At 70.9% G+C, this 13,411-nt stretch carries 10 protein-coding genes; 6 read left to right on the forward strand and 4 right to left on the reverse strand.

The window, feature by feature from the left end:
- Positions 1 to 58 precede the first annotated feature (58 nt).
- Complete coding sequence (locus ABT061_RS01595; RefSeq protein ID WP_350911488.1) at positions 59 to 1,621, forward strand: DUF885 family protein; 1,563 nt, start codon at positions 59 to 61, stop codon at positions 1,619 to 1,621.
- A gap of 327 nt (positions 1,622 to 1,948) precedes the next feature.
- A complete protein-coding gene (gene iscB / locus ABT061_RS01600) occupies positions 1,949 to 3,307 on the forward strand; it encodes an RNA-guided endonuclease IscB (protein ID WP_350911490.1) in 1,359 nt (452 codons plus the stop codon).
- An 85-nt stretch (positions 3,308 to 3,392) separates the two neighbouring features.
- Here iscB and ABT061_RS01605 read toward each other — a convergent pair whose 3' ends face one another.
- A complete protein-coding gene (locus tag ABT061_RS01605; RefSeq protein ID WP_350911492.1) occupies positions 3,393 to 4,139 on the reverse strand; it encodes an SDR family NAD(P)-dependent oxidoreductase in 747 nt (248 codons plus the stop codon).
- Between the two features lie 85 nt (positions 4,140 to 4,224).
- Between ABT061_RS01605 and ABT061_RS01610 the strand changes: the two genes are divergently transcribed.
- Positions 4,225 to 5,058 carry an SDR family NAD(P)-dependent oxidoreductase gene (locus tag ABT061_RS01610; protein ID WP_350911494.1) on the forward strand — a complete coding sequence of 278 codons (834 nt, stop codon included), beginning with the start codon at positions 4,225 to 4,227 and terminating at the stop codon, positions 5,056 to 5,058.
- Between the two features lie 36 nt (positions 5,059 to 5,094).
- The gene (guaA, locus tag ABT061_RS01615; RefSeq protein ID WP_451935412.1) at positions 5,095 to 6,666 is read left to right on the forward strand and encodes a glutamine-hydrolyzing GMP synthase; all 1,572 of its coding nucleotides are present in this window, start codon (positions 5,095 to 5,097) and stop codon (positions 6,664 to 6,666) included.
- A 143-nt stretch (positions 6,667 to 6,809) separates the two neighbouring features.
- Here guaA and ABT061_RS01620 read toward each other — a convergent pair whose 3' ends face one another.
- Together ABT061_RS01620 and ABT061_RS01625 are read right to left on the reverse strand one after the other, a co-directional pair.
- Positions 6,810 to 7,859, reverse strand: a complete 1,050-nt coding sequence (locus ABT061_RS01620; RefSeq protein WP_350911498.1) for a YVTN family beta-propeller repeat protein — start codon at positions 7,857 to 7,859, stop codon at positions 6,810 to 6,812.
- 67 nt (positions 7,860 to 7,926) lie between these two features.
- Positions 7,927 to 9,228, reverse strand: a complete 1,302-nt coding sequence (locus ABT061_RS01625) for a Dyp-type peroxidase (RefSeq protein WP_350911500.1) — start codon at positions 9,226 to 9,228, stop codon at positions 7,927 to 7,929.
- A 343-nt stretch (positions 9,229 to 9,571) separates the two neighbouring features.
- On the opposite strand from ABT061_RS01625, the gene ABT061_RS01630 reads away from it, so the two are divergent.
- Positions 9,572 to 10,915: an acyltransferase family protein gene (locus tag ABT061_RS01630; RefSeq protein ID WP_350911502.1), complete on the forward strand. Its 1,344-nt coding sequence runs from the start codon at positions 9,572 to 9,574 to the stop codon at positions 10,913 to 10,915.
- Here ABT061_RS01630 and ABT061_RS01635 read toward each other — a convergent pair.
- The gene (locus tag ABT061_RS01635; RefSeq protein ID WP_350911503.1) at positions 10,819 to 11,637 is read right to left on the reverse strand and encodes a polysaccharide deacetylase family protein; all 819 of its coding nucleotides are present in this window, start codon (positions 11,635 to 11,637) and stop codon (positions 10,819 to 10,821) included. The genes ABT061_RS01630 and ABT061_RS01635 overlap by 97 nt on opposite strands.
- Positions 11,638 to 11,902: 265 nt before the next feature.
- Here ABT061_RS01635 and ABT061_RS01640 point away from each other — a divergent pair, with 265 nt between their 5' ends.
- Positions 11,903 to 13,405: a hypothetical protein gene (locus ABT061_RS01640; RefSeq protein ID WP_350911505.1), complete on the forward strand. Its 1,503-nt coding sequence runs from the start codon at positions 11,903 to 11,905 to the stop codon at positions 13,403 to 13,405.
- The last annotated feature ends 6 nt before the right edge of the window (positions 13,406 to 13,411 follow it).

Here is a 13,411-nt window from a genome sequence, read left to right on the forward strand (position 1 = left end):
CCCGGTGCGGACGCCGTGCCAGGTCCCCTGGAGCCCGTCCTGATATAGCGTCGCGACCATGACCGAACTCGACGGCCGCCTTCGGGCGGTGTGCGACCTCAATGTCTCCGGTGTCCGGGAAATGGCCGGGCGGCACGAGTACGACGGCCTGATCCAGGACCTGTCACCGGCGGGGGTGCGCGCCGGGCTGGCCGCGCTCGGTCAGGGGCCGCTGCCCGAGGATCCCTATGACGCGGCGCACCTGCAGATCTTCGAGGAGGCCGCGCGGGTGCAGTTCGCCGAGCTGGAGCTGCACCGGCGTAGCCCCATGGAGCACGTCGGCAACCTGGACCTGGCCACCTACGACCGTGAGTACGCCCCCGAGGCCGAGCGGAACGCCGCCAAGCAGGCCCACCTCGCCCGCTGGCCGGAGGCGGTGGACAACGCGGTCGCCTCGCTCGACCTGCTCAGCGCCCCCGTCGCGACCGCGCTGCTCGGGGCGGTACGCGGCCTGGCCGCCGGGGTGCCCCGCGACGCGAAGGAGAGCGTGCGCGAGGCGGCGTTCAGGGCGCACGCCCGGCTGGTGGAGCACGTCGAGAAGGCCGCGCACTCCGGCGACCCGGACGCCTCGCTCGGCGCCGAAGGTCTCGCCCGGCTGATGGGCGCGGGCGACGGCCTCCCGGTCGACCTGGGACGGCTGGCCGAGCGGGCCGACGCCGAGCGCGACCGGCTGATGGCCAGGCTGGCGGAGTCCTGCGCGGCGCTGGGATTCGGGGATCGGCCGCCGCTGGACGTGGCGCGCGAGCTCGTCAAGCAGCACCCCGGCCCGGAGGGCGTGATCGAGGCGGCCAGGATCGGCACCGAGAGCGCCATCGCCTTCACCAGGGAGAGGGACCTGGTGCCCTACCACGACGGGGAGTGCCTGGTCGGCATCGCGCCCGAGTCGCGCCGGTGGGCCATGGCCATGATCAGCTGGTCGGCGCCCGGCGAGCCCGACGGCCCCTCGTGGTACCACATCACCCCGCCCGACCCCTCGTGGCCGCAGGGCGACATCGAGGAGTGGCTGGAGGTCTTCAGCGAGACCACGCTCCCCGCGATCAACGTGCACGAGGTCGCCCCCGGGCACTTCTCGCACGGCCGAGCGCTCCGCCGCGCCCGCTCCGACGTGCGGCGGACGCTGATGTCGCTGGCCTTCGTCGAGGGCTGGGCGCACTACGCCGAGGAGCTCTGCGTCGAGGAGGGCTTCGCGCCGGAGGACCCGCGCTTCGAGATCGGCGTCTGGCTGGAGGCGCTGATCAGGGTGACCCGGCTGGCCTGCGCGATCGGCGTGCACTCCGGTGCGATGACCGTCGAGGAGGCCGCCCGCCGTTTCGCCGCCGACACCCACATCGTCGGCTCGGCGGCCGGCTCCGAGGCGGCGCGGGCCACCTTCGACCCCACCTACGGCCGCTACACCTGGGGCAAGCTGGAGATCCTCGACCTCCGCGACCGCGCCAGAACCGCCTGGGGCCCCGACTTCGGCCTTAAACGCTTCCACACCGCGATGTTCGACCTCGGCTCCCCACCCCTGGGCCTCCTCGACCACGCCCTTCACTCTCGCCCCGGCGATCGTCACTCGAAGCCGTCAACGACCCCCTCCTGAAGGAGGGGGCTTGAGGCGCAGCGATGCGCTTCGAAGCCCCGCGTTGACCAGCCCTAGCCATCACGAACTGGAGGTGTGATCCAGATGGCTACGTTTCATGTAGGTGAGCAGACCCACCGGCAGGTGCTTCCTCAGCCTGCCGCTCTGGAATCCGTGGGAGCAGACACGCCCGAGGGTGGGCACGAAACGGCTCACGGACTCCCGGCGACGCCGGGCACTGGCATGGAACCTGGGCGAGGGGAGATCGGTTCGGCCGCACCACCGGATCGGCGTCACCCCGAGGGCGCTTCGACGCCTGAGGGAGCGAACCGTGAGGTTCACCCGGCCGTGTTCGTCCTCGACCGCCACGGCCACCCGCTTGACCCCTGCCATCCTGCCCGTGCCCGTCGCCTGCTGGCGGCCGGGCGGGCGGTGGTGGTGCGTCACACCCCGTTCGTCATCCGCCTCAAAGACCGGTCGGCTGCCGACTCCGCCGTGGCAGGCGTACAGGTCGGTATCGACCCCGGCTCCAAGCACACCGGCCTGGCCGTGTTCACCGACCGCGACGGGAGCCGGACAGGGAGGTACTCAATCCGGCTCGACCACCGAGGCGGAGCGATCCGTGACAGGCTCGCCTCGCGGGCCGCACTGCGCCGGGGGCGCCGGGGGCGGAACCTGCGCTACCGTGCCCCCCGGTTTCTCAACCGCACCAGGCCGAAGGGGTGGCTGGCACCGTCGTTGCGACACCGCGTCGACACCACCATGTCGCAGGTGGTGCGGCTGGCCCGGTGGGCGCCCGTGGCCGCCGTCCACGTGGAGAAGGTCTCCTTCGACACCCACGCCCTGTCGGCCGGGCGGCCGCTCGAAGGAGCGGAGTACCAGCGGGGCACTCTCGCCGGGTACGAGGTCCGCGAATACCTGCTGGCCAAGTGGGGGCGCACCTGCGCCTACTGCGGCGCGAGCGGTGTGCCGCTCAACCTCGACCACATCCGCCCCCGCAGCCGGGGCGGCTCTGAGCGCGTCAGCAACCTGACCCTGGCCTGCATCGGCTGCAACCAGACCAAGAACGCCACCCCCATGGAGGATTTCCTCAAGGGCAAGCCCGCCCTCCTGGCAAAGATCCTCAAGCAGGCGAAGGCTCCGCTGCGCGACGCCGCCGCCGTCAACACCACCCGCTGGGCACTGTGGCAGGAGCTGAAGGCCACCGGCCTACCCGTGGCAGGCGCCTCCGGCGGGCGCACCAAATGGAACCGCTCCCGCACCGGCGCACCGAAGTCGCACACGTTGGACGCGCTGCACGTCGGCTCGCTCGACACCGTGACCACCTGGCCGTCCACCGTGCTCGTGGTCAAGGCGACCGGGCGCGGCACCTACTGCCGTACCCGCACCGACCGCTACGGCTTCCCCCGGCTACGACTCCCCCGGATCAAGCACGTCAAGGGGTTCGCCACCGGCGACCTGGTCCGCGCGACCGTCCCGACCGGCAAGAAGGCCGGAGTTCACACCGGGCGGGTCGCGGTCCGCTCCACCGGAAAATTCAACATCACCACCCGGCACGGCACCGTGCAGGGAATCGGCCACCGCCACGTCCGCCTGCTCCAGCGAGCCGACGGCTACGGCTACACCACCCACCCGGAAACGCGGCACCGTGCCGCGTTTCCTCCCCCGCCTGAAGGCGGGGGTCTCCACGCTGGAGGCATCGGATGACCTCGGTGCCACGGCCGGTTCCGGCGGGTCCTCGGCGCCGCGTCCGCCGGGCCGAACGGCGGATCGAACCGCGTCACCCGCGGGATCAGCGGTCGACGGCCGTGGCGCCGCCGTCGACGACCAGGTGGGTGCCGGTGATGAAGGACGCCTCGTCGCTCAGCAGGAACCGTACGGCCGCGGCGACCTCCCCGGGGCGGCCGAGACGGTGGAAGAGGGACTTGCGCTTGAAGGACTCCATGAAGCTCTGGTCGCCGCCGGTGGCTTTGACGAGCATGGGGGTGTCGATGTAGCCGGGGCAGACGGCGTTGATCCGGATCGGCGCCAGTTCGTGGGCCATGGAGCGGGTCAGGCCGAGCATGCCCGCCTTGGAAGAGCAGTAGGCCGGGATGAACGCCTGCCCGACCAGGCCCTCGACCGAGGAGATGCCGACGACCGCGGAGCCCTCCTGCTTGCGCAGGTCCGGAAGCAGGGCCTTGACCAGCAGGGCGTGGGCGCGCAGGTTGACGTTGAGCACCGCGTCCCAGGCAGCCTCGGTCAGCTCGCCGACGCCCAGGGGGGCCGCGATCCCGGCCGCGTGCACGAGGCCGCCGATCGCCCCCAGGGCGTCGCGGCTGGTGGCGACCGCGGCGGGAAAGGACGAGGCGTCGGTGACGTCGACGGTGACGGAGATCGCCGGGGCGCCGTTCATGGCGACGAAGGAGGCGGTCTCCTTGGCGCCCGTCTCGTCGAGATCCCAGATCGCGACCGGGCGCCCGGCCTCGGCGAGCGCGAGCGCGCAGGCCCTTCCGATCCCTGACGCTCCGCCGGTGACGATGACTCCGGTGCCGGTCATGGCCTGCCTCCTCGACTGGTGGTGAGCTTAACGTTAGTTTTGTGCCCAACTGGTCGCTAGGTAAGGCAGCAGGGGAGGCGGCGCGATGCGTGAACTGTCAGGCAAGGTCGCGGTTGTCACAGGGGCGGGCAGCGGGATAGGCCGGGCGCTCGCGCTGGGCCTGGCAGCGGAGGGGATGGCCCTCATGCTCGCCGACATCGATCCGGGCCCTCTCGCGGAGACCGCCTCGCTGGTGGAGGGGGCCAAGGTCATCACCGAGATCACCGACGTCTCCGACCAGGCGGCCGTGCAGCACCTCGCCGACCGGACCTTCGGCGAACTGGGCGCGGTCCACGTACTGTGCAACAACGCGGGGGTCTTCCAGGGCGGTCAGATGTGGACGAGAAGGCCCGAGGACTTCGCCTGGCTGCTCGGGGTGAACCTCTGGGGTGTGCTCCACGGGATCCGGGCCTTCGTCCCCCGTATGATCGCCCAGGACACCGAGGGTCACATCCTCAACACCGTCTCGGTGGCGGGGCTGTTCGCCGCGCCGTTCTCCGGCGCCTACTCGGTCTCGAAGTACGCCGCGTTCGCCGCCTCGCTGTCCCTCGCCCAGGACCTCGCGGTAGCCGGTTCCAAGCTCCGGGTGACCGCGCTCTGCCCGGGCGGGGTGCGGACCGGCATCAACCGCTCGGAACGGGTCCGGCCGGAGAATCTCGCGGTCGCCAGGCCCACCGAGGACGAGGCGGCCTCCGTCGGGATCATCGACGGCCTGGTGGAACGGGGCATCGACCCCGAACAGGTGGCGCTCGCCGCGGTGGCGGCCATCCGCGAGGAGCGTTTCCTGGTCTTCACCCATCCCGGCTACGCGGCGGGCCTGCGCGACCAGACCGAGGCCCTGCTCGCGGGGAAACTGCCCCCGTTTCCCATCCACGAGTAGCGCGCTGACGGGCGCCGATAGACTGGCAACACCGCTCTGTTCCTTTTGGGGGTCTTGGTGTCTGAGTTCGACACGGTCCTGGTCGTCGATTTCGGCGCGCAGTACGCGCAGCTGATCGCGCGAAGGGTGCGTGAATGCCACGTCTACTCCGAGATCGTCCCGTCGACGATGCCGGTGGCGGAGATGATGGCCAAGAAGCCCAAGGCCATCATCCTGTCCGGCGGTCCCTCGTCGGTGTACGCCGAGGGCGCCCCGGCCGCGCCCGAGGGCCTGTTCGACACCGGTGTGCCGACCTTCGGCATCTGCTACGGCTTCCAGGTCATGGCCCAGGAGCTGGGCGGAGAGGTGGCCAGGACCGGCACCGCCGAGTACGGCGGTACCCACCTGGAGGTGAGCGACCAGGGCGTGCTCTTCGCGGGGCTGCCCGCAAAGCAGTCGGTCTGGATGTCCCACGGGGACAGCGTCTCCGCCGCCCCCGAGGGCTTCACGGTCACCGCCGCGACCGCCGAGACGCCCGTCGCCGCCTTCGAGAACCCCGAACTGGGCCTGTACGGCGTCCAGTTCCACCCCGAGGTCCTGCACTCCGAGCACGGCCAGGCGGTGCTGAAGCACTTCCTGGACGCCGCGGGCTGCCGCCCCTCCTGGACGATGCTCAACATCGTCGAGGACGCGGTCGAGGCGATCCGCGCCCAGATCGGCCCCGAGGGCCGCGCCATCTGCGGGCTTTCCGGCGGCGTCGACTCCGCGGTGGCCGCCGCCATGGTCCAGCGGGCCATCGGTGACCGCCTGACCTGTGTCTTCGTCGACCACGGGCTGCTGCGCAAGGGGGAGGCCGAGCAGGTCGAGCGCGACTTCGTGGCCGTCACCGGGGTCAAGCTCCGGGTGGCCGACGCCCAGGAGCGCTTCCTGAAGGCGCTCGAAGGGGTCACCGACCCCGAGGAGAAGCGCAAGATCATCGGGCGCGAGTTCATCAGGGTCTTCGAGGACGAGCAGCGCGCCATCATCGCCGACGGCCCCGTCGACTTCCTCGTCCAGGGCACCCTCTACCCCGACGTGGTCGAGTCGGGCGGCGGCACCGGCACCGCCAACATCAAGTCCCACCACAACGTCGGAGGCCTCCCCGACGATCTTCAGTTCTCGCTGGTGGAGCCGCTCCGCGCGCTGTTCAAGGACGAGGTCCGCCGGGCCGGCGAGGAGCTGGGCCTGCCCGCCACCATGGTCTGGCGCCAGCCGTTCCCCGGCCCGGGGCTGGGCATCCGCATCGTCGGCGCGGTCAGCCGCGAGCGCCTGGAGATCCTCCGCGAGGCGGATGCCATCGCCCGCGAGGAGCTCTCCCGCGCAGGTCTCGACCGGGAGATCTGGCAGTGCCCGGTCGTGCTGCTCGCCGACGTCCGCTCGGTGGGCGTCCAGGGCGACGGCCGCACCTACGGCCACCCGATCGTGCTGCGCCCGGTCTCCAGCGAGGACGCCATGACCGCCGACTGGTCCCGCGTCCCCTACGACGTGCTCGCCCGCATCTCCACCCGCATCACCAACGAGGTCCGCGAGGTCAACAGGGTGGTGCTGGACGTGACCAGCAAGCCCCCGGGCACCATCGAGTGGGAGTAGGCGCTCTCGCCGGAACGTGGTCGATCGGCGGGCCGGTGTCCCCGGCCCGGAAGGCGCAGGTCTCGGCCTTCCCACGGTCGGGGACACGCGCGGGAACCGTGGCCGGTGCCGGGCTGACGGCGACCCGGCGGACGGGACGGTCGTCACGGGCCCACCGCTACGCCGTACGGGTTGCTGCCGACCGTGACGGTCGTGACGACCTTGAAGGTTCTCGGGTCGATGACCGCGAGGGTGCCCGCCCCCTGCTGCGTGACGTAGACCGCGCCGGGAGTGACCGCCACGTTGAACGGGTCGGTGCCCGGAGGCCCCACGGAAACCGTCGCCGAGACGCGGTGGCTACGGGTGTCGATCATGGATACCTGGCCGGGTCCGAGAGCGGTGACGTAGGCCGACCGGCCGTCCGGTCCGAGCGCCACGTCGAAAGGGCCCTCGCCGACCGGCACGGTAGCCGTGATCGTGCCGGTACGGGTTCCGACGACCGAGACGCTCGCCGCCACCTCGTCGGCGACGTAGACCGACCGGCCGTCCGGGGTGACGGCGACGCCCACCGGGGAGCGGCCTGCGGGAAGGACCCGGGTGGTCCGACGCGTACGGGTGTCGATGACCGACACGCTGCCCGATCCGGCGTTGGCGACGTAGGCCTCGGCGCCGTCGCGACTGACGGTCACGCTCACCGGGGAGATCCCGACCGGGACGGACGCGGTCACCCGGTTGGTCCGGGTGTCGAGCACCGAGACGCTGTTCGAACCGCCGTTGGCCACGTAGAGGAACCCGCCGTCCGGACTCAGCTCGACACCGCTGGGGGCCTTTCCGACCGGTACGGTGGCGACGATCTTTCTGGTCCGGGTGTCGAGCACCGAGACCTCGGCCGATCCGTTGTCGGCGATGTAGGCGTGCCTGCCGTCCGGGGCGACCGCGATGCCTTCGGGCGCCGTACCGGCCGGCACGGTCGCGATGACCTTGTTCGTTCGGGCGTCGATCACGGAGACCGTGTTGTCGAGCTGGTTGGTGACGTACACGTGGCCACCGGCGCCCGGGAGGACGACCGCGGGGGGCGCCGAGGCCGGACCGGCCGGCGCGGCGGGCAGGCCGGAGGCCGGCAGGAGCCCGAGGCCGACCCCCAGCGCCGTCCCGAGTGCCCTTCTTCGCCGCCGACCGGCGGTGCCGGCCCGGACTCGCCGGAGGAAACGCATCTTGCCTCCCGTGCGCATCGCAAAGGTTCGGTCTGTGGCCCGGACCGCCTCTCGCCGGAGGTGGCGATCAGGTCAGGAGTCCACGGGCGTAGTAGTCCCGGTCATCGCGCACGCCCGGAGGGGCGAAGAAGTAGCCCCCGCCCCGCGGGCTGATGAACGGCACCAGTGCCTCGCCCTCCAGCCGGGTCTGCATGGTGATGTAGGTGTTCAGCTCGCGCTGGAAGCAGCAGAACGCATGCCCCAGGTCAAGGCCACCGTGTACGCCGAGAGTCTGGTTGTAGTCGTAGCTGCGACGCAGGATGGTGCTGGTCGCCGCGGTCTGCGGGGTCTGCGGATTGGCCAGGCGGACATGCGAGTTCAGCGGGGTGATCAGCCCCTGCGGGTCGTTGGTGTAGACGGGATCGAGGAGGTCGGAGGCGTTCTCGGACATGGCGTACATCGGGGCGCCGCTGGCCTTGCGGCGGCCGAAGATCCGCTCCTGTTGGGCAAGGGGCAGCTTCTGCCAGGCTTCGAGGTTGAACCGGACGATGCGCAGCACCTGGTAGGTACCGCCCGCCGCCCAGGCGGGTTCGGCGGTGTGCGGCTGCACCCAGACCAGCCGGTCCATCTGGGCGGTGTTCGTGGTGTCCGGGTTGGCGATGCCGTCCTTGAAACCGAACCAGTCCCGCGGCGTACCGGCGGGGCGCGGCGGATTGCGCTGGCAGTCGATACGCCAGCGCGGCTTCATCACGCCGTCGGTGTGGGCAAGGATGTCGAGCAGCGCGTGCACCGTCGTGTCGCGGTGATCGGCGCACATCTGTACCAGCACGTCGCCCTGGGACAGCCCGGGGTCCAGGTCGTCGTGACGGAAGGGCTGCATGGTGATGAGCTGGATCGGCTTGCGCGCGCCCAGTCCGTAGCGGCCGTCGAAGAGGGTCGCGCCGAGGGCGACGGTGATGGTGAGGTTGTCCGGCACGATCCTGGGTCCCAGGATGTCGTTGTCCGGTGGCGGTGACCCCGGGGGCGCCTTCGGTGGCGTGCCGCCGGTGGTGAGGAAGCGGGCCCGCGCGGTCAGCGTGCGGAACAACTCGATGAGTTCTCCGCGGTCGGCGGCGGTCACGTCGAAGGAGGCGAAGCTCCCGACCGGTTGTGGAGGATCGGCGATGCCCGCCTGGTGGTAGCCGTGGAACGGAATCGCACCCGTGCTCGCGTTGCCGCCCGCCGATCTGTCGGCGAGGGGCGCGTCGCTGCCCGGTGGGCTTCTGTCCGCCGCTCCGACGAGGCCGGTGACGAGTGTGCCCTGAAGAAACGACCGCCGCCCAAAGGCACCTGCCGGACATTCTCCGCTGGGCCGGCTGTTTTCTGGGTTACGGGGTTTCTCGTCGGTCATGGTTTCTCTCCCGGAGCGAACCCGGTGGTGCCTTGCCGGTGCCGTGGCTTGATTTCCCCGGGCCGACCGGGGCGAGCGATTGCCACTGTTGGCGGTGATTTCCAAGCAGTGTCTGGGCTGCGGCCATAGATAATCGGACAAAGATCCTAATATCGCAATATAATGGACGCCCGGTCCGGTGAATACTTGATTCGCGCGCCATCGGCCGACTTTGGCGCATCCTTTACGGAGCGTTACAAATCACTACCTCTTGGTAGTCGGAGCGATGCCGGTCTCCGTCCACCGGGGACGGTTACCGCTGATGGCGGGGTTTCACGGGGTGCCGAACGGTAAGTTGGGGCGGGTGTCCTCCTCCACCCTGACCGGCGCAGGCTCCACCAAGACTTCCGTCCCCCGCCTGGCGTGGCTCGACGCGCTGCGTGGGATCGGCGCGGTCGCCGTGTTGCTGGAGCACATGCTGCCCTGGTTCATGCCCGCCCTGCGGCCGTACTGGTTCAACCTCGGGATGTACGGCGTCCTGGTGTTCTTCCTGGTCAGCGGGTACATCATCCCGGTTTCGCTGGAGCGGCGCGGTGATGTGCGGGCCTTCTGGATCAGCCGCGTGTTCCGGCTCTACCCGATCTACCTGCTGGTCGCGGTGGGAGTCCTGGTCATGGCGATCTGGATGCCCGTCCGCGAGCAGGTGCCCAGGGACCTGGCCTCGGTGTCCGCGCACGCCACGATGCTGCTGGACGTGGTGCACCTGGGCGGCCTGGCCGACACCATGTGGACGCTCTCGTACGAGATGGTCTTCTACCTGATCGTCACCGCGCTGTTCGTCGGCGGGGTGCACCGCGCGAGCGGTGCCTTCGCCATCGGCTTCGGGGCGGTCGCGGTCGTGGCGGGGCTGGTGTTGACGGGGCCGCTGCTGAAGGGCTCCGGGCCCGCGTACGTGTCCGGCGTGCTGTTCTTCGCGGGCCTGGCCTGCCTGATCGGCGGACGGTTCACGAAGATCGCCGCATATGTCCTCGGTGCGATGGCCGTGGTGCTGCTGATCTTCTCCGGTTTCGTCCCGTGGCTGGGGGCGGCGATTCTCGCGGTGATGTTCGCCGGGACCGCGATCCGCCGCTGGGAGCACGGGGAGGGAGCCCTCTGGCCGGTGGCGGCCGCGACGGTGTTCGTGGCGCTGGCCCCGGTCTGGTCGGAGCAGGCCGGCTGGTGGTGGGTGCAGCCGGGGCCGTGGTTCGTCACCATGGCGCTGGCCGGGGTGTCGTTCGCGGGCGCGATGGCCCTGCGCGAGCGCCGGCTGCCCAGGTTCCTCGTCTGGCTGGGGCTGGTCAGCTACTCGGTCTACCTGCTGCATCACCCGCTGCTGCGGATCGCGCACGCCGTTGTCGGGGACGTGCGGGCCGCGGGGCCGGTGGTGCAGCTCTCCCTGTCCGCGGCGTTCGTGCTGGTGGTGCTTGGCCTGAGCCTGCTCACCCACCGCTACGTGGAGCTTCCCATGCAGCGGCTGGGCAGGCGGCTGGCTCGGCGGCGGTCCGCGGACGAGATCACCGAGAGGACGCCCTCAGCTGAGATGGCCAAGAGGGCGTCCTCGGGTGAGGCGGCTCAGCTGCCGTCCGCGGGTGACTCCGCCCAGTCGCCCGGGTCGCCGGTGGGCGACTCGGAGGTCAGGTCCTCGTTCTTCTCGGAGCCGACGGGGTAGACCTCTCCGGCCTTTGTGGCCTTGGCACCGCGCAGCGAGGAGACCGCCACCACGTGGTAGCCCTGCTTCTGCAGCGCGGTCAGCAGCTTCGGCATCACCTTGACCGTCTGCTCGACCCAGTCGTGCATGAGGATGACCCCGTCACGCTTGGCGTTCTTGAGCACCTCGTCGTAGATGGCCTTCTCGTTCTTGGTCGCCCAGTCGCGGGAGCCGCCGTTCCACAGGACGATCGGCATGCCCATCTCGGTGGCGATCGCCGTGACCCGCTGGTCGAACTCGCCGTAGGGCGGCCGGATCGTCGTCGGGTACTTCCCGGTGGACTTCTTGACGATGTCCTGGGTCTTGGTCAGCTCTTCGCGGATCTTGTCCTCGGACAGCTCCCGCAGGTGCGGGTGGCTGTAGCTGTGGTTGCCGATGTCGTGGCCCTCGGCGACCATCCGCTTGGCGAACGCGGGGCGGGACTTCACGTACTGACCCTCAAGGAAGAACGTCGCCTTGGAGTTGTACTTCTTGAAGGTGTCGAGCAGCTTGTCGGCGTACTTGCCGGGGCCGTCGTCGAAGGTCAGCGCGATGCACTTGACCTTCGTGCAGTCCACCGGCACGGGCTTGGGGGCGGGCTTGGCCTTGTCCGCCGACTTGGCCGTTGTTTTTGGTTGTTCCGCACTCCACGCGGCGGTCGGGGTGGCGATCATGGCCAGCGCACAGGATGTGGCCAGCAACATTCGGACAGGAGACTTCATGAGGGGATCTCCGGGTCAAATCGACGTCGGTCGAGTGGGCATCCTATCGAGGCGCCTGATGGCTCCTGGGGCTGAAGCGTCACAATGTCCTGTGAAAGCCCATGTGTTCCGGTGACCGCGCCACGGTGCGCGCCCTACCGCAAACTTGACGTCTCCCCAGGTCATGGCTGTGTATAGCGGCATGGACGCGCCCCGCTGCTGCCCGATGATGGGCAACGGCCCCCTGCCGGAAAACGCTGGGGAGAGCATGACGATCGCTACGGTGGGGCCGCCCTCGGTCGAGAGGGAACGGGGCGATGTTCGCGACACCCGCGACCGGTGGTTCACGCTCGCCTGCTACGCGACCGGCCAGCTCGTGCTGCTCGGCTGGTGGCTCGCCTTCCACCCCGGGCTGATGAGCCCGGACTCCGTCACCTACGTCGCGCACGTCACGACGGGCCCCTGGGTGGCCGGCCAGTCGGTCGCCTACGACGCCCTGCTCGGCCTCTCGCTGAGGGTGACCGGCGACCTGTCCCCGGTCACCCTCGCGCAGACGGCGGCGATGGCCGCCGCGCTGGCCCACCTCGCGGGCGCGCTCAGGTCGCTGGGCGTGCGCGGGCGCGGGCTGCTCGCGGCGCTGGGATGCGCGGTGCTGTCACCGCCGCTCGGCGCCTTCACGGTGACGATGTGGAAGGACGTGCCGTTCACGGTGTGCGCGGTGCTGGCCGCGGGCACCGCCGTACGGCTCGCGACCGGGCCCGCCGCGGTACGGCGCGCGGCCGGGAGCGGGACGCGGGGCACGCTCAGGAACAGGGTGCTCAAGGGCGGGTGGACCTGGGATCCGCGGCTGGCCGCCCTCGGTGCCGAACTCGCCGGGCTGGGGTTGTTCAGGAACAACGGCTTCCTCGTCGCGCTGATCGCCGCGATCCTGCTGCTCCCGCTGCTGCCCGCGGCCCGCCGCCCGCTGGCGACGGTGGCCGCGGCGGCGGTGGCGGCGCCGCTGCTGTTGCTGGGCGTCGGCTACCCGGCGATGGGCATCGCGCCGCCGTCCCGCTCGTTCGCCTACCAGACGGTGTTCGGCGATCTCGCCGTGGCGTACGGGGAGCGCCCCCGGCTCTTCGACCGCGAGCAGCGGGCGCTCCTCGCCACGATCGCCCCGCTGCACGCCTGGCGGCGGGGCGCGACCTGTCAGACCATGGCGCGCGTCTTCTTCGACCCCGCCTTCAGCCACTCGCGGGCCGAGCAGCGGATCTCCGACGTGCTGGAACTCTGGCGCGGGCTGCTGGTCCGCGCGCCCGGCGTGATGCTGAGCGCCCGGATCTGCCGTGCCGCGCTCGCCTGGCAGGTCGGTTCGACCTCGGGCGAGCCGGGCGGCGAGCTCTATCGCTTCTCGCTGCGCGATCCCCGGCTCCCCGACGGCTGGGCGGGCACCCCGGCGGCCTCGGCGATGCGGCAGCGGCCGTTCTCCGCCGGTCTGCGGGCCGCCGGGCTTTCCGCGCTGGACGCGAGCACGGTCAGGCAGCTTGAGTGGCTGCTCTGGCGGGCGCCCTTCTGGTGCTACCTCGGTTACGCGGCGGCCGCGCTCGCGTGGCGGCGGACCGGGAGCGGGGCGGCGCTCGCGGGGGCGGCCGTGGTCGCGGGGCAGCAGCTCGGCGTGATCCTCACCAACACCGCGCCGGACTTCCGGTTCATGGTGGCGCCGATCTTCATCGGTGTCCTGTTCGTGCCGCTCCTGCTGCGGGAGGTACGAACCCTGCCGCCCCGGCGATGAGCGCCC

Origin of the sequence: Streptosporangium sp. NPDC002544 (genome assembly GCF_040295965.1) — a bacterium.
Lineage (GTDB): Bacteria > Actinomycetota > Actinomycetes > Streptosporangiales > Streptosporangiaceae > Streptosporangium.

Coding starts and splice junctions, on each gene's coding strand:
- ABT061_RS01595 (WP_350911488.1), top strand. CDS start 59: ATGACCGAACTCGACGGCCGCCTTCGGGCGGTGTGCGACCTCAATGTC.
- ABT061_RS01605 (WP_350911492.1), bottom strand. CDS start 4,139: ATGACCGGCACCGGAGTCATCGTCACCGGCGGAGCGTCAGGGATCGGA.
- ABT061_RS01610 (WP_350911494.1), top strand. CDS start 4,225: ATGCGTGAACTGTCAGGCAAGGTCGCGGTTGTCACAGGGGCGGGCAGC.
- ABT061_RS01620 (WP_350911498.1), bottom strand. CDS start 7,859: ATGCGTTTCCTCCGGCGAGTCCGGGCCGGCACCGCCGGTCGGCGGCGA.
- ABT061_RS01625 (WP_350911500.1), bottom strand. CDS start 9,228: ATGACCGACGAGAAACCCCGTAACCCAGAAAACAGCCGGCCCAGCGGA.
- ABT061_RS01635 (WP_350911503.1), bottom strand. CDS start 11,637: ATGTTGCTGGCCACATCCTGTGCGCTGGCCATGATCGCCACCCCGACC.
- ABT061_RS01640 (WP_350911505.1), top strand. CDS start 11,903: ATGACGATCGCTACGGTGGGGCCGCCCTCGGTCGAGAGGGAACGGGGC.